General features: G+C 72.5%; 13 protein-coding genes. 9 read left to right on the top strand and 4 right to left on the bottom strand.

Annotation, left to right across the window (positions count from 1 at the left end):
- Positions 1 to 391 precede the first annotated feature (391 nt).
- Positions 392 to 1,654 (top strand): ISL3 family transposase, encoded by a 1,263-nt coding sequence (locus GA0070607_RS05765; RefSeq protein ID WP_089017243.1) that lies wholly within the window; start codon positions 392 to 394, stop codon positions 1,652 to 1,654.
- Between the two features lie 327 nt (positions 1,655 to 1,981).
- A complete protein-coding gene (locus tag GA0070607_RS05760; RefSeq protein ID WP_089017242.1) occupies positions 1,982 to 5,506 on the top strand; it encodes an ABC transporter ATP-binding protein in 3,525 nt (1,174 codons plus the stop codon).
- Between the two features lie 46 nt (positions 5,507 to 5,552).
- Here the strand turns inward: GA0070607_RS05760 and GA0070607_RS05755 are convergent, their stop codons facing one another.
- From GA0070607_RS05755 to GA0070607_RS05740, 4 genes are all read right to left on the bottom strand, one after another.
- Positions 5,553 to 6,620, bottom strand: a complete 1,068-nt coding sequence (locus tag GA0070607_RS05755) for an NADH:flavin oxidoreductase/NADH oxidase (RefSeq protein WP_089017241.1) — start codon at positions 6,618 to 6,620, stop codon at positions 5,553 to 5,555.
- Positions 6,621 to 6,687: 67 nt separating this feature from the next.
- A complete protein-coding gene (locus GA0070607_RS05750; protein ID WP_172899164.1) occupies positions 6,688 to 7,992 on the bottom strand; it encodes a dicarboxylate/amino acid:cation symporter in 1,305 nt (434 codons plus the stop codon).
- A gap of 272 nt (positions 7,993 to 8,264) precedes the next feature.
- Positions 8,265 to 8,915 carry a DUF998 domain-containing protein gene (locus GA0070607_RS05745; RefSeq protein WP_089017239.1) on the bottom strand — a complete coding sequence of 217 codons (651 nt, stop codon included), beginning with the start codon at positions 8,913 to 8,915 and terminating at the stop codon, positions 8,265 to 8,267.
- On the bottom strand, positions 8,908 to 9,873 hold the full coding sequence (locus tag GA0070607_RS05740) for a glutathione S-transferase family protein (RefSeq protein WP_089017238.1): 966 nt from the start codon (positions 9,871 to 9,873) through the stop codon (positions 8,908 to 8,910). Before GA0070607_RS05740 ends, GA0070607_RS05745 begins: the two co-directional genes overlap by 8 nt.
- A 106-nt stretch (positions 9,874 to 9,979) precedes the next feature.
- Here GA0070607_RS05740 and pcaF point away from each other — a divergent pair, with 106 nt between their 5' ends.
- The 7 genes from pcaF (at position 9,980) to GA0070607_RS05705 (ending at position 19,583) form a co-directional block, all read left to right on the top strand.
- Positions 9,980 to 11,185, top strand: a complete 1,206-nt coding sequence (pcaF, locus tag GA0070607_RS05735; protein WP_089017237.1) for a 3-oxoadipyl-CoA thiolase — start codon at positions 9,980 to 9,982, stop codon at positions 11,183 to 11,185.
- Between the two features lie 152 nt (positions 11,186 to 11,337).
- Positions 11,338 to 12,150 carry an SAM-dependent methyltransferase gene (locus GA0070607_RS05730; protein ID WP_089021681.1) on the top strand — a complete coding sequence of 271 codons (813 nt, stop codon included), beginning with the start codon at positions 11,338 to 11,340 and terminating at the stop codon, positions 12,148 to 12,150.
- A 4-nt stretch (positions 12,151 to 12,154) separates the two neighbouring features.
- On the top strand, positions 12,155 to 14,320 hold the full coding sequence (locus GA0070607_RS05725; protein ID WP_089017236.1) for a putative bifunctional diguanylate cyclase/phosphodiesterase: 2,166 nt from the start codon (positions 12,155 to 12,157) through the stop codon (positions 14,318 to 14,320).
- On the top strand, positions 14,317 to 14,817 hold the full coding sequence (locus tag GA0070607_RS05720) for a DUF456 domain-containing protein (protein WP_089017235.1): 501 nt from the start codon (positions 14,317 to 14,319) through the stop codon (positions 14,815 to 14,817). Before GA0070607_RS05725 ends, GA0070607_RS05720 begins: the two co-directional genes overlap by 4 nt.
- Before the next feature lie 309 nt (positions 14,818 to 15,126).
- A complete protein-coding gene (locus GA0070607_RS05715; RefSeq protein ID WP_089017234.1) occupies positions 15,127 to 16,713 on the top strand; it encodes an amino acid permease in 1,587 nt (528 codons plus the stop codon).
- A gap of 116 nt (positions 16,714 to 16,829) precedes the next feature.
- Positions 16,830 to 18,194 (top strand): glutamine synthetase family protein, encoded by a 1,365-nt coding sequence (locus tag GA0070607_RS05710; RefSeq protein WP_089017233.1) that lies wholly within the window; start codon positions 16,830 to 16,832, stop codon positions 18,192 to 18,194.
- 18 nt (positions 18,195 to 18,212) lie between these two features.
- Positions 18,213 to 19,583, top strand: a complete 1,371-nt coding sequence (locus tag GA0070607_RS05705) for an aldehyde dehydrogenase family protein (protein ID WP_089017232.1) — start codon at positions 18,213 to 18,215, stop codon at positions 19,581 to 19,583.
- Positions 19,584 to 19,585: the final 2 nt, after the last annotated feature.

Here is a 19,585-nt window from a genome sequence, read left to right as displayed (position 1 = left end):
GTGCTGCGATCGTCAGGGTGTGTAACGACCCCCGGCCCGCCACCATTCCAGCCCACGGATGCGCCCGGTCACAGCCCAGAAACCCCCATACCGGACATTCGACGCGGGGACCGCAGGCCGGTTCGGCCAGCTGGGGGTGATCGACTCGGTATCGCCGATATCGGGCCATCCGGTCGCCTGTGACACCCCGACATCGCCGACATCGAGTCGATCACCGTGAACGAGGCGCGTTCCCGGCGAGGTGGTCACCCGAGCGGTATACCTCAGAGGCATATTTATGGGTCTTGTGTCGTGTCTGTGGGTGGTTGGGCGCGTCGTTTGTGGCGCACGCCGTTGTCCTGCCTAGGTTCTGGCTTGTCGAAGGTCAGAACTGGATGGGCGGGAGAACGGCGTGCGTTCTGCCAGGGTATGGGCTGTGCTGCTCGGGGTCGAGCAGGCGGTGGTGGAGGGTGTGGAGTTCGATCCGGTCGAGTCGGTGGTGGTGGCTCGGGTGCGGGTGCGTAAGGGCGCGTCGCGGCGGTGTCCGCATTGCGGGCGGCGGTGTGCGCGCTATGACGCCGGGGTGCGGCGTCGGTGGCGGACGTTGGATCTGGGTGTGGTGCGGGCGGTGGTCGAGGCGGACGCGCCGCGGGTGTCGTGTCCGGTGCATCAGGTGGTGGTCGCGGCGGTGCCCTGGGCTCGTCATGGGGCGGGGCATACGCGGGCGTTCGACGCGACGGTGGCGTGGCTGGCGGTGCACACAGCGAAGTCGGCGGTGTCGCAGGTGATGCGGATCGGGTGGCGCACCGTCGGGGCGATCGTGGCCCGGGTGTGGGCTGACACCGGTGGCCTTGAAGACCGGTACGACGGGTTGCGTCGTATCGGCATCGATGAGGTCAGCTACAAGAAGGGCCACCGGTATCTGACGGTGGTCGTCGATCACGACACGGGTCGGCTGGTGTGGGCGGCGCCGGGCAAGAGCGCAGCCACGTTGCAGGAGTTCTTCGACCTGCTCGGTTCTGATCGGGCCGCGAAGATCACGCACGTGTCGGCTGACGGCGCGGACTGGATCACCACGGTCGTGCGTCGCCGCTGCCCGAACGCGGTGCGCTGCGCCGATGCGTTCCACGTCGTGGCCTGGGCCACTGACGCCGTGGATCGGGTTCGCCGCCAAGCCTGGAACGAGGCCACCGGGCGTGGGGCAGGCCGTCGCGGCGTCGCTGTCGGCGCGGCCCGGCAGTTGAAGAACACCCGCTGGGCGTTGTGGAAGAACCCGCAGAACCTCACCGACGCCCAGCACGCCAAACTCGCCTGGATCGCCAAGACCCATCCCCGCCTGCACCGGGCCTGGGCGTTGAAGGAAGGCCTACGACTGGTGTTCACCCTGGCCAAGACCAGCCCGACAGCGGCGGTCGAAGCCCTCGACCGGTGGATCGGATGGGCCCGACGCAGCCGCATCGACGTCTTCGTCGACCTGCAACGACGCGTGACGCGTCACCGCGACGCCATCGTCGCGTCCATCGAACACGGCCTGTCCAACGGCCGCATCGAGTCCGTCAACGCCAAGATCCGCCTGATCACCCGGATGGCCTTCGGCTTCCACTCACCCGACGCCCTCATTGCCCTGGCCATGCTCAGCCTCGGCGGCCACCGACCCCAACTACCCGCAAGATGATCACCAACGACCCACTAACTCGACACAAGACCCATATTTATGCCTCACAGGTATACCGCTCACCACAGCGACCGACCGCGAGGGGGCGGCCCGGGTGCGTCCATACATCGGGGCCATGGTCGCCGTGGGTCTGGTGGTTGCCGTGGACTGGCTGGTCCTCTGACCCCGACCGGGCCGATCGGGAACGTGCGGGCGGTGCTGCTCGGCATCGCGCGTCGGGATGTCCAGGCCTGACCGAAGCCCTGCTCAGAGCGGGTAAATCGGTTGAGTGGACAGGGTCGCGACAGGCACGCTGAGTTCTCCGCCACCCACGTCCGGAGGACACCGATGCGCCTGCTCCGTGATCTGTGGGGCACCTCGCCACGTCGCCTGACGATCGTGGCCGTCCTGATCGTGCTCGGCGCCGCCGGTCAGGCGGGCGCGTCGGCGCTCGCCGGAGCGGTGCTGGTGCATCGCTCGGCCGGCTTCTTCACCGTGCTGGCGGCGGCGCTGGTCGCCGTGGTGCTCACCGATCTGGCGGTGAGCCTGCTGATGGCCGGTCTGACCGCCGACTGGTCCGCCGACGTGCGCCGGCGGCTCTGCCGGGTCGCGCTCGGGCAGGACCTGCCCACCCTGGAGACCACCCCGGTCGGTGAGCTGCTCGACCGCATCGACGGGGACGTCTACCAGGTGGCGTCAGCGGTCCGCAATCAGGGCACCCGGCTCGCCCAGGCACTCTGCGTCGGCCTGCTGTCGATGGTCGTTGCGCTGGTCGTGTGGTGGCCGGCCGGGATCGCGATGCTCCTGCTCACGGTGGTGCTCGCCGTCGGACTGCGCCGGCCCACGGCACGGATCGGTCCGGCCCGGATGGCCGAGGAGGAGGCCTGGTCGGACCTCGCCGCGGTGATGGAGGAGGCGGTGCACGGCCAGGACGACGTCCGCACCAGCCTGGCCCGGCCGTACGTGCTGCGGCTGTACGCCCGGCGGGCCGCCGCCGTACTCTCCCGGGGTCGCCTGGTCTGGGTGTTGTCCGCCCGGGTGGCCACGGCCGCCACCGCGACGATCCGGGGCGGCATCGGGGTGGTGGTGCTCGGCGGGGCGTGGGCGCTGGCCACCGACCGGATCGACGCTGCCCGCCTTACCGCCATCTGGCTGCTCGCCCTCGCCTTCGGGGCCACCGCGGAGCACGTCAGCCGGATGGTGCCGGAGCTCCAGGAGGCTCTCGGCGCGTGGGCGCGGGTGCAGCTGCTCCAGAAGGCCCGGCAGGAGCCCCTCGGCGGGGCCAGCCCGACCGAAGGTGACCTGCGCATCCGTGACCTGACGTTCGGATACCAGGTGAGCGGGCCGGAGAGCGGCCGGGGGGCCGCGCTGCGCGGGGTCAGCCTCACCTTCGCGCGTGGCCGCTCGTACGCGCTGATCGGGCGGACCGGCTCGGGCAAGTCGACACTGGCGAAGGTGCTCACCAGGGCCGTCGACGTGCCGCCGGGAACGGTCTTCCTCGGCGGCACCGACCTGTGCGACCTCGACGTCGAGCAGCTGCGCCGCTGGGTGGCACTGGTGCCGCAGCGCACCGAGATCCTGGCCGGAACGCTCGCCGAGAACGTCGCGCTCTTCGACTCGGAGCTGCTCGACGCCGCAGCCCGAGCGCTGGACGAGCTGGGCCTGGCCGGCTGGATCGCCGAACTGCCGGACGGGCTGGCGACCCGGCTGGGGGAGGGCGGGCACGTGCTCTCCGCCGGTCAGGAGCAGTTGGTGGCGTTCGCCCGCATCCTGGTCCGCGACCCGCACGCGGTGATCCTCGACGAGGCCACCGCGCGGCTGGACCCGGTCACCGAGGCACGGGTGCAGCGGGCCACCGAACGGCTGCTGCGCGACCGGATCGGCATCGTCATCGCGCACCGGCTCTCCTCCGTGCGGCGCTGCGACGAGGTGGTGGTGCTGGCCGACGGCGCGGTGGTCGAGGCGGGTCCGCTGGAAACGTCGACGCGCTTCGCCGAGCTGCTCGCGACCAGCCACGCCGCCGCGTACGCCGCAGCCGTGCCGGCCGGTCGCACCGGTGCCGGCACCGACCTGCTGCTCGGCCCCGGCCCGGCCGACGACTGGCCGAGCGGGCCGCCGATCGAGCCGGTCACGCGGGTCGAGGGGGTCACGCCGGTCGAGCCGAAACGTGCCGACCCGCCGCCACTGCCGCCCGTCCCGCCGGCCCGGACGCTGCGGGAGATCGTCCGGCTCTGCACCAACGATCCCCGGTACGGGCTGGCCGCGATCGCGCTGTTCCTCGGGCTCTCCCTGCTCGGGCTGGAAGGCCCGGTGCTGCCCTGGCTCTGGGCCGACCTGGTCGACGGGACCGGCAACCCGTACCTGCCGGCGCTGGGGATCGTGGCCGGGCTGCTGGTCACCCTGCCGCTGCCGTTCTACACCCACGTCTGGTTCCCCCAGTGGTGGGTGCGGCAGATGCTGCGGATCGGCCTGCGCCTGGTGTACGGCCAGACCGGGCCGCGGCGGGTCAGCTCGCACACCCCGGCGGAGGTGGTGGCGCAGGGCGGCGACACCGAGCGGGTGGTCCAGCTCGCCGACAACGTGCTGGACCAGGCCGTCGCGCTGGTCCTGGTGGTCGCCATGACGGCGGTCACCGGCAGCGTCGTACCCGCGCTGTTCTTCCTCGGCACGATGGTCGTCTCCGGGCTGGCCGCGACGCTGTTCGGGCCGAAGCTCGAGCGTGCGGCCAGGGCGACGGTGGCGGCGCGCGCGTCCTTCGCCACCGCGCTGGTCTCCGCGCTCTCCGCGGCGCGGACGGTGAAGCTCGCCGGCGCGACCGCGGCGGTGCTGCGCCACCTGGCCGATCTGGACGTGCTGCGCAGCGATCGGCAGCGGCGGGAGATCTCGGTGCAGGTGTGGTCGCGTTCCACACCGTCGGTGGCCAGTGGCCTGCTGCCGATCGGCGCGTGGGCGCTCTACCTGGCCGGTGAGCTCTCCGCCGGGGCGGTGCTGGTGGCCGTCTCCACCCTCGGCGCGGCCCGCTGGTTCGCCTGGACCACCGCGTCGTTGATCTCCCAGCTGCCCTCCGCGCGGGTCTGGACCCGGCGCACGGTGGCGATGACCGGGGTGGGCACGTACTCCGCCGGGGTGTCGGCGGTCGACCTGGCCGCCGGGACGGCGCCCGCGCCGACGCCGCCGCCGCGGCACCCACTGCGCCGGCTGGAGCTGCGCGGCTTCGGGGTGGTGCACTCCGACGGTACGGTCGCCGTCCGGGACGTGGACCTGACCGTGCAGCGCGGGCAGCTGGTCCTGGTCGTCGGGCCGGTCGGCTCGGGCAAGTCCTCACTGCTGCGGGCGTTGGCCGGGATCGTGCACCACACCGGCGAGCTGTCCTGGAACGGCGACCCGGTCACCGAGCCGGAACTGTTCCTGCGCCCCAACCAGGTCGGCTACGTCGGCCAGCTACCCCGCGTGCTCTCGGGCACAGTGGCCGACAACATCGCGCTCGGCCACCAGGTGGACGCGGCTGGGGCGGTCAGCACCGCCCAGCTCGACCACGACCTCGCCGCCGCGGGTGGCGGGCTCGGCCTGCTCATCGGCCACAAGGGCACCCGGCTCTCCGGTGGCCAACTGCAGCGGCTGGCGCTGGCCCGGGCGCTGGCGCCGCGTACCGAGCTGCTGGTCGCCGACGATGTGTCGTCGGCACTGGACGTCACCACCGAGCTGGCGCTGTGGCAGGCACTGCGCGCGCACGGCGTGACAGTGGTCGGCTCGACCGCGAAGCGCGCCGCGCTGGTCCGCGCCGACCACGTGGTGGTGCTGCTAGGCGGCGCGGTGGCCGCCCAGGGTGCCTGGCGGGACCTGGAGGGCGACTGGTCGCATCTGGCCGGCTGACGGTCGGGCGGCTGCCCGGAACGGCAGCCGCCCGACCGGCGGGGGATCAGGCGGCGCGGGCGTACTGGGCGGGCCCGGTGTACGCGACGCCGAGCTTGGCGGCGGCTCGGCGCGGCCAGTACGGGTCGCGCAGCAGCTCCCGGCCGAGCAGCACCAGGTCGGCCTCGCCGCCGGCGACGATCTGCTCGGCCTGCTCCGGCTCGACGATCAGGCCGACCGCGCCGGTCGGCACGCCGGCCTCGCGGCGGATGCGGGCGGCCAGCGGCACCTGGTAGCCGGGGCCGAGCGGGATGCGGGCGTCCTGGCGTACGCCTCCGGAGGAGGCGTCGACCAGATCCACGCCGGCACCGGCCAGCTCGCCGGCGAGCACCACGCTGTCCTCGATCGTCCAGCCACCCTCGACCCAGTCGGTGGCGGAGATCCGGGTGAGCACCGGGACGTTCTCGCCGACCGCGGCGCGCACCGCGCGGGCCACCTCCAGGGTGAGTCGCATCCGGGCGGCCCGGTCACCGCCGTAGGAGTCGGTGCGGTGGTTGGTGAGCGGCGAGAGGAACTCATGCAGCAGGTAGCCGTGCGCGGCGTGGATCTCCACGGCCGCGAAGCCGGCTGCCAGGGCGCGTTCGGCGGCGGTGGCGAACGCTTCGACCACGCGGGTGATGCCGGCCGCGTCGAGGGCGGTCGGCACCCGGTAGTCGGCGACGAACGGCTCGGACCCGGGGCCGACCGGCGTCCAGCCGCCCTCGCCATCCGGCACGCCGCCGCGGCTCGGGGCCCACGGCCGGTACGTGGAGGCCTTGAAACCCGCGTGCGCGAGCTGTACGGCGGGCACCGCGCCGTGATCGGCGACGAACGCGGTCACCGGCCGCCACGCGTCCACGTGCGCGCCGGACCACAGCCCGGTGTCCTGCGGGCTGATCCGGCCCTCCGGCAGCACGGCGGTCGCCTCGGTCAGCACGAGCCCGACCCCGCCGACCGCCCGGCTGCCGAGGTGGATCAGGTGCCAGTCGGTGGGTAGGCCGTCCGGACCGGCGGTGTACTGGCACATCGGCGCCATGGCGATCCGGTTGGGCAGGGTGACCGCGCGCAGGGCCAGCGGCGTGAACAGGGAGCTCATCTCGTCATCCTCTCGGAAACGACGACGGGCCCCCGGGGAGGGGCCCGTCGTCGTCGATGCGAACCGGTCAGGCGGGGACGGGGCTCAGTTCGTCCCGCCGGTCGGGCCGGCTGTCCGCGACCGGCTCCGGGTCGGTCAGGTCCCGCCGGCCGGCGGATTCGTACGCGGCCCGGTCGAGGGTGCCCTCGCGGGCGGCGACCACGGTCGGCACCAGCGCCTGCCCGGCCACGTTGGTGGCCGTACGGACCATGTCCAGGATCGGGTCGATGGCCAGCAGCAGGCCGGCGCCGGCCAGCGGCAGGCCCAGCGTGCTCAGGGTGAGGGTGAGCATCACGATCGCGCCGGTCAGGCCGGCGGTGGCCGCCGAGCCGACCACCGAGACGAAGGCGATCAGCAGGTAGTCGGTGACGCCGAGGTGCACGCCGAACACCTGCGCCACGAAGATCGCGGCCAGTGCGGGGTAGATCGCGGCGCAGCCGTCCATCTTCGTGGTGGCGCCGAACGGCACCGCGAACGAGGCGTACTCGCGGGGCACGCCGAGCCGCTCGACGGAGCGCTGGGTCACCGGCATGGTGCCGACCGAGGAGCGGGACACGAAGGCCAGCTCGATCGCCGGCCAGGCACCGGCGAAGAAGCGCAGCGGGTTGAGCCGGCCAGCGAAGATCAGCACCAGCGGGTAGACCACGAACAGCACGATGGCGCAGCCGACGTAGACGGCGGTGGTGAACTTCGCGAGGGGGGCCAGCAGGTCCCAGCCGTACGAGGCGACGGCGTTGCCGATCAGGCCGAGGGTGCCGATCGGGGCGAGCCGGATGACCCACCAGAGCGCCTTCTGGACGATCTCCAGCAGCGAGCGGTTCAGCGCCACGAACGGCTCGGCGGCGTCGCCCACCAGCAGCGCCGCGGCGCCGACCACGAGGGCGAGGAAGACGATCTGGAGCACGTTGCCCTCGACGAACGCCCCGACCGGGTTGGTGGGCACGATGCCGGTGAGGAAGTCCGTCCACGAGCCGGTGTTCTTCGGCGGCGCCGCGCCGCCCAGGTCGAGGGTCACGCCCCTGCCCGGGTTGGTGACCAGGCCGAGGCCGATGCCGATGGCGACCGAGATCAGTGCGGTGATGCCGAACCACATCAGGGTCTTCAGCGCGAGCCGGGCGGCGTTGGCCACGCCCCGCAGGCTGACGACGCTGACCACGATGGCGGTGAAGACCAGGGGCGGCACGGCCAGCTTGAGCAGCTGGATGAAGAGGCCGCCGACGGTGTGCAGGGTGCTGGTCAGCCAGCTCAGGTCGTTGGTGCGGGCCAGGAAGCCGAGCGCCACGCCGAGCACGAGGCCGAGCAGGATCTGCACGGAGAAGGGAATCTTGCGCAGGCCGAAGGGCATGAGGGTCAATCCAATTGTCTGGTCTGAACGGGGTAGGCGTGAGGAGCGCGGCTACGCCGGACAGATGCCGCTGGCCTGCAGTCGAAGATCGACATACAGGCGAACGGTGAGGTCCCAGAGATTGGTCATCGCCCGCCGACGATACGCCGCTGACCAGCCATCGCAAGGCACGATCGGGCGTGACGCTCCTTACACGCGCGCCAACCCGCCGTTAGGAAGGGACCCTTCCTATACACCACGCGTTAACAAGGTGCCCTTCCTTACCTGCGGGCCAGGGTGGTGGCGGTGGCGAGGCCCCACAGGATCGCCAGCGCGAGGATCAGCCGCTCCAGCACGCCCACCACGGTGCCCCGACCGATGACGAGCAGGCCCAGCCCCGCCGTGGCGCACAGCGGGAGACTCAGCGCGGCGGCCCCGGCGGACAGCCGGCGTACCGCCCGGTCGACCGGGCCGGCCACGGCGAGCGCGACCATGGCGAACACCACCGACGCGGTCGCCGCGATGCTCGCGCCGCCGTGCGCCAGGTCCGCCACCGTGGCGCGCTCGAACGGCGGCAGCGGGCAGCCGGCCGAGCAGGTGACAGCCCCGGACAGCGCGGTGCACACGGCGCCGGCGGCGAGCAGCGCCGGCGCCGCCCGCACCCCGGGGGGCAGCGCCGCGGCGAGCAGCAGCAGCGAGCCGGCCATCGCGAGGATCCCGAAGCGGTACGTCACCGCGTGGCCGCTGTCGGCGATGCCCGCCTCGCTGACGTACCCGGTGAGCCCTGGACCGGGACCGGCGACCACCGCGACCGTCACCGCTACCGCACCGACCAGTCCGAAGCCGGCGGCCGCCCACCCGGCGACCCGGCGCGCGACGTCCGCCCGGCCTGCCGGCGCGGTCCAGGTGCCACGCCGACCCGGGTCAGCCACGCCCGTGCGGCGTGGTCCAGCCGGACTCGTCTGGCCCGAGCGGCACGATGCCGCTCGGATTGATCTCCCGGTGGGTGCCGTAGTAGTGCCGCTTGATGTGGTCGAAGTCCACCGTCTCGCCGAAGCCCGGGGTCTGGAACAGGTCCCGGGCGTACGCCCAGAGCACCGGCATCTCGGTCAGCTTGTGCCGGTTGCACTTGAAGTGCCCGTGGTACGCGGCGTCGAAGCGGACCAGCGTGGTGAACAGCCGCACGTCGGCCTCGGTGATCGTGTCGCCCATCAGGTAGCGCTGCCCGGCCAGCCGCTCGGAGAGCGCGTCCAGCCGGGCGAAGAGCGCCCGGAACGCCTCGTCGTACGCCTCCTGTGAGGTGGCGAAGCCGCACCGGTAGACGCCGTTGTTGACGTCGGTGTGGATCTCGGCCATCAGCGCGTCCATCTCGGGGCGAAGCCCGGCCGGGTACAGATCCGGCGCGTCGGGGGCGTGCAGCCGCCGCCACTCGGTGGAGAGGTCGAGGGTTAGCTGCGGGTAGTCGTTGGTGACCACCCGACCGGTCAGCGTGTCGACCAGCGCCGGCACGGTCACCCGGCCGGTGTAGTCCGGGTCGGTGGCCAGGTACGCCTCGGAGAGGAAGCTGACGCCGAGGACCGGGTCGAAGCCGTCCGGGTCCAGGGCGAACGCCCAGCCCCGCTCGTCCCGGATCGGGTCGACGGTGCCCAGCGAGATCGCGTCGTCCAGACCGAGCAGGCCGCGCACGATCCGGGCCCGGTGCGCCCAGGGGCAGGCGCGGCACCAGATCAGCCGGTAGCGGTCGGCCTCCAGCGGCCAGCGGTCGTGCTCGTCCGGGCCGCCGCCGGGGGGAGAGGTCGAGTCCGGGGTGACCCGGCCGGTGAACCGGTTGGGCTGGCGGACGAACGCGCCGCCGCCGCTGGTCTCTGCGCTGAACTGGGCCCGAGCCATGCCGTCAACCTATCGGCTGTGGGCGCGGATATCCTGGCGGCTGGCAGCCCGCAGGACCCCGGTGGGCGCCCCCACCCCCCGCCGTCTCCACCCCGAAGGACTCGCGATGACCGTGGCATACCTGGTGGCCGGTGTCCGCACCCCGATCGGCCGGTACGCCGGCGCGCTGGCCGGTGTCCGTCCCGACGACCTGGCCGCGCACGTGATCCGCGAGCTGGTCGCCCGGCACCCGTCGGTGGACTGGGCCCGGGTGGACGACGTCGTGCTCGGCTGCGCCAACCAGGCCGGCGAGGACAACCGCAACGTGGCCCGGATGGCGGCGCTGCTGGCCGGCCTGCCCGAAGAGGTGCCGGGCAGTACGGTCAACCGGCTCTGCGGCTCGGGGCTGGACGCCCTCGCCACCGCCGCCCGTTCCATCGTGTCCGGGGACGCGGACCTGGTGGTCGCCGGCGGGGTGGAGAGCATGAGCCGGGCGCCGTTCGTCATGCCGAAGGCGACGTCGGCGTACTCCCGCTCGGCGGAGGTGTACGACACCACGCTGGGCTGGCGGCTGGTCAACCCGCTGATGCGGGACGGCTGGGGCGTCGACTCGATGCCGGAGACGGCGGAGAACGTGGCCGCCGAGTACGGCGTCAGCCGGGCCGAGCAGGACGCCTTCGCGTACCGCTCCCAGCAGCGCGCGGCCAAGGCGCAGGCCGACGGCCGGTTCGCCGAGGAGATCGTGCCGGTCTCGGTGCCGGCGGGCCGCCGGGAGACCCGGCTGGTCGAGGTCGACGAGCACCCCCGGGAGACGTCGCTGGAGAAGCTTGCCGCGCTGCCCACCCCGTTCCGGGACGGCGGCACGGTGACCGCCGGCAACTCCTCCGGCGTCAACGACGGCGCGGTCGCGCTGCTGGTGGCCAGTGAGGCCGCGGTGGCCCGGTACGGCCTCACCCCGCTGGCCTGCATCGTCGGCGCGGCGGCGGCCGGCGTGCCGCCCCGGATCATGGGAATCGGCCCGGTGCCGGCCACCCGCAAGCTGCTCGACCGTGCCGGCGTCGAGTTGAGCGCGGTGGACGTGGTGGAGCTGAACGAGGCGTTCGCCGCGCAGTCCGTGGCGGTGCTGCGCGAGCTGGGGTTGCCCGTGGACGCCGAGCACGTCAATCCGAACGGGGGCGCCATCGCGTTGGGGCACCCGTTGGGCGCCAGCGGCGCTCGGCTGGCGTTGACCGCGGCCCTGGAGCTGCGCCGTCGCGGCGGCCGGCGGGCCCTGGCCACCATGTGCATCGGCGTCGGGCAGGGCATCTCGCTGTTGCTGGAGTCGGCCGGCTGAGCGCGGAAAGAGCGCGAAGGGATCTCCCGGATGCGGGAGTCGGCGGCCTAGAGTGGTCCACACCACACGACCCGCGGGTCGACCGGTGGTCGCGCGTGCCCGCCGACGCCGGTGCCGTCCCGCGCCGCGGCGATGAACTGGGGAGCACGCTGATGCCGGACGGACTGCCGACCGAGATCGATCTGACCAGGCCGAGCGCGGCCCGGGTGTACGACTATTTTCTGGGCGGGGCGCACAACTTCGAGATCGACCGTCGGCTGGCCGAGCAGATCGCCAGCATGACCCCGAATCTCGCCGCCACCATGCGTTCCGGTCGGGAATTCCTGCGCCGGGCCGTCCGGGCTCTGCTCGACGCCGGCATCGACCAGTTCCTCGACATCGGCTCCGGAATTCCCACCGTGGGCAACGTGCACGAGGTGGCCCAGGGGGCGAACCCCAAGGCCCGGGTGGTCTACGTCGACATCGACCCGGTGGCCGTCGCGCACAGCCGGGAACTGCTCGCCGGCAACGACCTGACCGGGGTGATCCACGCCGATCTGCGCGACCCGGAGCGGATCCTCGCCGAGACCCGCGAGCTGGGGTTGATCGACTTCAGCCGGCCGATGGGCATCCTGCTGGCCGGGGTGGTGCACTTCATCCCGGACGCCGACCGGCCCGAGGACGTCCTGGCCACCCTGCGGGCGGCCGCCGCACCCGGCAGCTTCCTGGTCATCTCGCACTCCACCTTCGAGGACCAGCCGCAGGAGATGCTGGACGCCCAGCGGCTCTCCGCGCGGACGGACACCGAGATCACGCTGCGTTCCCGAGCTCAGATCACCGGCTTCTTCGGCGACTGGACAGTCCTCGACCCGGGCGTCGTGCACATGCCGCTCTGGCGCCCCGACTCGCCGTCCGATGTGGACGAGCACCCGGAGCGGTTCGGCGCCTTCGGGGGCGTCGCTCGGTACGACCAGCCCGCCGGCTGATCCCGTGGCCGCCGTCCCGGATCGGACCGGGGTGAACGCCGGCCGGGGCGACGCCCAGGGCTACGCCGCCAACTGGGCCCGCGCGGTACGCCGTCTCGGTTTCGTGCCGCTCAGCGCGGCCGAGACCGAGCGGCTACTGCTCGTGCACACCGTCCGGCTGGCTCAGGCGGTACGGGCCGAACCGTTCTCGGCCCGCCCCGCCGAGGAGGTCGGGCGGGCGCTGGTGGAGGCGCACCTCACCGAGCCCCGGGCGCTCGAGTGGTCGCTGCGCGCCCTCGGTCAGGATTTCCCCCGCCAGGTGCTGGCCGCGAACGACGAGCCGGCGGACCTGACCGAGCGGATCGCAGCGGTGCAGGGCGGCCTGGCCGCCGGGTTCGCCCGTGCGCTGCGCGACCGTACCTTCAGTCAGCAGGAGCGGATCGCCCGGTCGGCCTGGCAGGCGCGGGACGAGGTCGAGCAGGCGCTGCGCGACAGCGAGGCGCGGTTCCGGGCGGTCTTCACCGGCGCCGCGATCGGGATCGGCATCGCCGGGGTGGACGGCCAGATCATCGACGTCAACCAGGCGTTCGCCGACATGCTCGGCTACTCGATCAGCGAGCTGCGTGAGATCAACGTGTCGGCGCTGTTCCACGCCGACGACGCGGCCGGGATGTGGGAGCTGTACCAGGAGATGGTCGAGGGTAAGCAGGACTCGGCCCGAATGGAGAAGCGCTACCACCGCAAGGACGGCAGCGTGGTCTGGACGGATCTGGCCGTCTCGCTGATCCGGCACGACGACGGCCGGCCCCGGTTCACCGTCGCCATGATCGAGGACATCACCGAGCGGTACGAACTCCAGCAGCGGCTCCGCTTCCAGGCGCTGCACGACCCGCTGACCGGGCTGCCCAACCGGACGCTGTTCTTCGAGACGCTGGGCCGGGTCCTCGACACCGCCGAGCCCGGGCGGCGGGTCGGGGTGTGCTTCCTCGACCTGGACGGCTTCAAGGCGATCAACGACAGCCTCGGTCACGACCTCGGTGACCGGCTGTTGGTGATGATCGGCCGGCGGCTGGCCGCGTGCGTGGCGGAGCACGGCCACCTGGTCGCCCGGATGGGTGGCGACGAGTTCGTCATCCTGGTCGACGGCGGGAACGACCTCGACGACGCGGTGGCCGTGGCGGAGGCGGCGTTGGCCGCCGTCGCCGCCCCGGTGCACGTCGGTGACCAGCAACTGGCCGTCTCGGCCAGCGTGGGCATCGTGGAGTGCCCCGCCGCGGCGACCACCGCCTCGGAGCTGATGAAGGCCGCGGACACCACGCTCTACTGGGCCAAGGCCGCGGGCCGGGGCCGGTGGGCGGTCTACGACCCGGAGCGCAGCGCCCGGGACATCGCCCGTTCGGCGCTGGTCGCCGGGCTGCCGGCGGCGCTGGACCGGGGCGAGTTCGTGCTGCACTACCAGCCGATCGTGTCGCTGTTGGAGGGCACCATGCTCGCGGTGGAGGCGCTCGTCCGGTGGGAGCACCCGGAGCTGGGCCTGATCGGGCCGGATCGGTTCATCGCCCTGGCCGAGGAGACCGGCCTGATCGTCCGGCTCGGTGAGTGGGTGCTGCGGCGGGCCTGCCGCGACGCCGAGCGGTGGTGGCGGGAGTTCCCCGACGCCCGGTTGGTGGTAAGCGTCAACCTGGCCGCCCGGCAGGCCGACGACCCGGCGATCGTGGAGACGGTGGCCGACGCGCTGGCCACCAGCGGGCTGCCGGCGGAGCTGCTGCAACTGGAGTTGACCGAGAGCGCCGTGATGGGTAGCGCGGGCGAGCCGCTGCGCAGCCTGCACCGGCTCGCCGCGCTGGGCGTCCGGTTGGCGGTGGACGACTTTGGCACCGGGTACTCCAACCTGGCGTACCTGCGGCGGCTGCCGATCCACTGCCTGAAGCTGGCCGGCCCGTTCGTCGAGGGCATCCGCGCCGACGGAACGGACGCCGTGGCCGACCACCGCGACGAGCGGATCGTCGACGCGCTGGTCCGTCTGGCGCACGCGCTGGAGTTGTGGGTCACCGCCGAGGCGGTGGAGACCGCTGTGCAGGCCGAGCGGCTGCGGGCGCTGCGCTGCGACACCGGGCAGGGGCGGTACTTCGGGGCTCCGGCGCCAGCCGAGGCGATCACCCTCCGGCTGCGCGGCGGGGCGGCGGCGTGAGCCTGACCGACTCGCAGACGGCAGTGACAGTGGTGGCCGGGTTGGCCATCCTGGCGGGGTTGGCCGGCGTGGTGGTGCCCGGCCTGCCGGCGCTGCCGCTGTGTTGGGGCGGGGTACTGCTCTGGGCGATCTTCGGCGGCGCGGGCCCGGGTGGCTGGGCGGTGTTCGCCGCCGCGACGCTGGTCGCCGCCGGGGGCACCGTCATCAAGTACGCGTGGCCCGGGCGGAACCTGAAGCGCACAGGCGTGCCGACGTCCACGCTGCTCGCCGGCGGGGTGCTCGGGATCGTCGGGTTCTTCGTGGTGCCGGTGGTGGGGCTGGTGCTCGGCTTCGTCGCCGGGGTGTGGGCGGCGGAGCGTCTGCGGCTCGGTGACTCCAGACTGGCCTGGCCGTCCACCAAGCAGGCGGTCAAGGCCGCTGGTCTGTCGATGCTCGTCGAGTTCGCCGCCGGCGTGGTCATCGCCGCGCTCTGGCTGGCCGGCCTGCTGTTGACCTGACCCCTGCCCGGTCATCCGGGCGGGGGCGGCGGCGCGGGGCGGGTGTCGGAGTACGGCGGAGCCCACCGTACCGTGCGAGAGAGGTGACGTGCCCCGCGCCGCCGCGGTGCCGGGCGGTCCGAGCGCCCGGGGGTTGGCCCGTCGCGATCGGGCCTGGTCACGAGGTCAAGGATGCGGGTGGGCCGGCCGCCCGGCAACGCAATTAGCCGCGACGACGGTGAGATTCCCACGGTCATCGTATTGACCACCTTGATCGGCGGGACGACACTTTGCGCACTCGTACGCGGAATCACCTCAGGGAGGTGTGCGATGGCCACGACGCCTGTGCCGACCGCAGAGCATCCGATGGACGACGACGCCCGACGGCTCGCCGAACTCGGCTACAAACAGGAGCTGCGCCGCAAGTGGAGCGGCTTCTCCAACTTCGCCATCTCGTTCTCCATCATTTCGATCCTGGCCGGCTGTTTCACCACCTTCGGCCAGGCGTGGAACAACGGCGGGCCGGTCGCCATCTCCTGGGGCTGGCCGCTGATCTCGCTGTTCATCCTGATCATCGGCTTCTGCATGGCGGAGCTGGTGTCGGCGTACCCGACCGCCGGCGGGATCTACTGGTGGGCCGCGACCATGGGCCGCCCGGTGCACGGCTGGTTCACCGGCTGGTTGAACCTGATCGGCCTGGTCGCGGTCACCGCCTCGGTCGACTACGGCTGCGCCACCTTCCTCAACCTCACCCTGTCGGCGCTCTTCGACGGCTGGGCCGGCACTCTGCGCCAGGCGTTCGTCCTCTTCGTGATCATCCTGGTGCTGCACGGGCTGATCAACATCTTCGGGCACCGGATCATCGACGTGCTGCAGAACGTCTCCGTCTGGTGGCACGTGGCCGGGGCGGCAGTCGTGGTGGCCATCCTGGTCCTCGTTCCGGACAACCACCAGAGCTTCCAGTTCGTGTTCACCGAGCGGTTCAACAACTCCGGCTTCGGTGACGGGGACACCGGCGGGCTGACCTTCTGGTTCTACGTGCTGCCGCTGGGCTTCCTGCTCACCCAGTACACGATCACCGGCTTCGACGCCTGCGCGCACGTCTCCGAGGAGACCCGGGGCGCCTCGCAGGCCGCCGCCCGCGGGCTCTGGCAGTCCATCTTCTACTCGGCTGTCGGCGGCTGGATCCTGCTGCTGGCGTTCCTCTTCGCGGCCACCGACGTCGAGGCGGTCAACGCCGCCGGCGGCTTCTCCGGCGCCATCTTCGAGTCTGCGCTCACCCCGGTCTTCTTCAAGATCGTCATCATCATCTCCACCATCGGGCAGTTCTTCTGCGGGATGAGCTGCGTGACCTCGATGAGCCGGATGGCGTACGCGTTCAGCCGCGACCGCGCCGTGCCGGGCTGGCGACTCTGGTCCCGGGTGGACCGCAACGGCACCCCGGTCAACGCGATCATCGGCGCCACGCTGGCCGGCCTGGTGCTCACCCTGCCGGCGCTCTACGAGAGCTCCGCCGGCATCCCGATCGCCTTCTACGCGGTGGTCTCCGTCGCGGTGCTCGGGCTCTACCTGTCCTTCCTCATCCCGATCGCGCTGCGCCTGCGGATGGGCGACCGGTTCGTCCCCGGGCCGTGGACGCTCGGGCGCAAGTACAAGCTGCTCGGCTGGATCGCGGTGATCGAGATCGCGGTCATCGCCGTCTACTTCGTGCTGCCGATCGTGCCCGCCGGGGTGCCCGGCAACGACGGGTTCACCTGGTCGGCGGTGAACTACGCGCCGCTGGCGGTGGGCGGGGTGCTGCTGGTGGTCGCCGTCTGGTGGTACGTCTCGGCCCGGAAGTGGTTCGCCGGACCCGTGCGTACCGTCGACGACACGGCGCCGGCGCCCGACCCCGCGCCGGTCGACGGCCCGGCCTGACCCGTGCCCGGCAGGGTGGCCGCCGCTGCCGTCCCGCCGGGGTTTGCCGCAGTCACCGCCGGGGGCATTGACGGTGATCCGGTTTGCCAGTAGACCTTGGTGATGGAGGCCCGTGAATGAGGAGAGCTCCGCTCACGCTGGAACAACTGCGGGTCGCTGTTGCCGAGGGTGAGATCGACACCGTCGTGCTGGCCCTGGTCGACATGCAGGGCCGCCTGCAGGGCAAACGGTTCCACGCGCCCTTCTTCCTCGACCAGGTCGTCGAGCACGGCAGCGAGGGCTGCAACTACCTGCTCGCCGTGGACGTGGACATGAACACCGTCGACGGGTACGCGATGTCCAGCTGGGAGCGCGGGTACGGCGACTTCGCGATGGTGCCGGATCTCAGCACGTTGCGCCGGATGCCGTGGCAGCCGGGCTCCGCGCTGCTGCTGGCAGACCTGACCTGGCTGGACGGCTCCGGTGACGTGGTCGCCTCGCCCCGGCAGATCCTGCGCCGTCAGCTGGGCCGGCTGGCCGGGCACGGGCTGACCGCCTACGCCGGCACCGAGCTGGAGTTCGTGCTGTACCGCGACTCGTACGAGGACGCCTGGCGGCACGGCTACCGCGATCTCACCCCGGCCAACCAGTACAACGTGGACTACTCGCTGCTCGGCACCGCCCGGGTGGAGCCGCTGCTGCGCCGGATCCGCACCGAGATGGCCGGCGCGGGGCTGACCCCGGAGAGCGCCAAGGGTGAGTGCAACCTCGGCCAGCACGAGATCGCCTTCCGATACGACGAGGCGGTGGCGTGCGCCGACCACCACGTGATCTACAAGAACGGGGCCAAGGAGATCGCCGCCCAGGAGGGCATGGCGATCACCTTCATGGCCAAGCCGAACGCGCGGGAGGGCAACTCCTGCCACATCCACTTCTCCCTGCGCGACACCACCGGCGCCTCCGCGATGCTCGGCGACGGGCCCGCGCACCTGTCCGAGACCGGGCAGCGGGTGCTCGCCGGGCTGTTGGCCACGATGCGCGAGTTCAGCCTGCTCTTCGCCCCGAACATCAACTCCTACAAGCGCTACCAGCCGGGGTCGTTCGCCCCGACGGCGCTGCGCTGGGGGGTGGACAACCGCACCTGCGCTCTGCGGGTGGTCGGGCACGGGCAGGGCATGCGGGTGGAGAACCGGGTTCCCGGTGCCGACGTCAACCCGTACCTGGCGATCGCCGGGCTGGTCGCGGGCGCGCTGCACGGCATCGAGCGGGAGCTGGAGCTGGGCCCGGAGTGCACAGGCAACGCGTACGACGACCCGGAGGCCGAGCGGGTGCCCGGCACCCTGCGCGACGCCCTGACCCTCTGGGAGTCCTCCTCCGCCGCCGCGGACGCCTTCGGTCCCGAGGTGGTCGCCCACTACGCCAACCAGGCCCGGGTGGAGCTCGCCGCCTTCGACGCCGCCGTCACCGACTGGGAGCTGACCCGTGGCTTCGAACGCCTCTGACCCCGCCCACCGCGTCGGATGGGGGTGGGGCGCGTGACTCTGGTGGTGGATCCGGCTTCCGGGGAGGCGTTCCGGGACGTGCCGGGGTCCTCGGTGGCGGAGGTCGATGCGGCGATCTCGCGGGCGGCGCTCGCGTTCGAGGCGTGGCGGACGGTGGCGCCGGGGGATCGGGCCCGGATGTTGCGGCGCTTCGCCGCAGTGATCGACGCGCACCTGGACGAGCTGGCCACGCTGGAGGTCCGCAACTCCGGGCACACCGTCGGCAACGCCCGCTGGGAGGCCGGCAACGTCCGGGACGTGCTGGACTACTACGCGGGCGCGCCGGAGCGGCTGACCGGGCGGCAGATCCCGGTGCCCGGCGGGCTGGACGTCACCTTCCACGAGCCACTCGGCGTGGTCGGCGTGATCGTGCCGTGGAACTTCCCGATGCCGATCGCCGCCTGGGGGTTCGTCCCGGCCCTCGCCGCCGGCAACACCGTGGTGCTCAAGCCCGCCGAGCTGACCCCGCTCACCGCGCTGCGCCTGGCGGAGCTGGCCTGTGAGGCCGGCCTGCCCGACGACGTCTTCACGGTCGTCCCCGGCGAGGGCGCCGTGGTGGGGGAGCGGTTCGTCAGCCACCCGGCGGTCCGCAAGATCTGCTTCACCGGCTCCACCGAGGTCGGCACACGGATCATGGCCGGCTGCGCCGCCCAGGTGAAGCGGCTGACCCTGGAGCTGGGCGGCAAGAGCGCCAACATCATCTTCGCCGACGCCGACCTGGAACGCGCCGCCGCGACCGCGCCCGGCGCGGTGTTCGACAACGCCGGCCAGGACTGCTGCGCCCGGTCCCGGATCCTGGTCCAGCGCCCGGTGTACGACCGCTTCCTGGAACTGCTCGAACCGGCGGTACGCGCCGTGCGGGTCGAGGATCCGGCCCGGGACACCGCCGAGATGGGCCCGCTGATCTCCGCCGGCCAGCGCGACCGGGTCGCCGGCTACGTGGCCGGGTCCCGGGTCGCGTTCACCGGCTCCTGCCCCGACGGTCAGGGCTTCTGGCACGCCCCGACGGTGCTGCTGGCCGACTCGCCAGCCGATCGGCACTGGCGGGAGGAGATCTTCGGCCCGGTGGTCTCGGTGCTCCCCTTCGACGACGAGGCCGACGCGGTCCGGCTCGCCAACGACACCGAGTACGGCCTCTCCGGCTCCATCTGGACCCGGGACGTGGGCCGCGCGCTCCGGCTCGCCCGTGCCGTCGACTCGGGCAACCTCAGCGTCAACTCGCACTCCTCGGTGCGCTACTGGACGCCGTTCGGCGGGATGAAGCGCTCCGGCCTGGGCCGCGAGCTCGGTCCGGACGCGCTGCACGCCTTCACCGATGTCAAGAACGTGTTCATCGCGACAGAGGAGTGACG

This window comes from Micromonospora coriariae (genome assembly GCF_900091455.1).
GTDB classification, from domain to species: Bacteria; Actinomycetota; Actinomycetes; order Mycobacteriales; family Micromonosporaceae; genus Micromonospora; species Micromonospora coriariae.
This window is presented reverse-complemented; position numbering and strand designations above follow the sequence as displayed.

Bases quoted from the DNA above. Each gene is read 5' to 3' on its own strand.
- GA0070607_RS05760 (WP_089017242.1), top strand. From the start codon at position 1,982: ATGCGCCTGCTCCGTGATCTGTGGGGCACCTCGCCACGTCGCCTGACG.
- GA0070607_RS05755 (WP_089017241.1), bottom strand. From the start codon at position 6,620: ATGAGCTCCCTGTTCACGCCGCTGGCCCTGCGCGCGGTCACCCTGCCC.
- GA0070607_RS05740 (WP_089017238.1), bottom strand. From the start codon at position 9,873: ATGGCTCGGGCCCAGTTCAGCGCAGAGACCAGCGGCGGCGGCGCGTTC.
- pcaF (WP_089017237.1), top strand. From the start codon at position 9,980: ATGACCGTGGCATACCTGGTGGCCGGTGTCCGCACCCCGATCGGCCGG.
- GA0070607_RS05730 (WP_089021681.1), top strand. From the start codon at position 11,338: ATGCCGGACGGACTGCCGACCGAGATCGATCTGACCAGGCCGAGCGCG.
- GA0070607_RS05715 (WP_089017234.1), top strand. From the start codon at position 15,127: ATGGCCACGACGCCTGTGCCGACCGCAGAGCATCCGATGGACGACGAC.
- GA0070607_RS05710 (WP_089017233.1), top strand. From the start codon at position 16,830: ATGAGGAGAGCTCCGCTCACGCTGGAACAACTGCGGGTCGCTGTTGCC.
- GA0070607_RS05705 (WP_089017232.1), top strand. From the start codon at position 18,213: ATGGGGGTGGGGCGCGTGACTCTGGTGGTGGATCCGGCTTCCGGGGAG.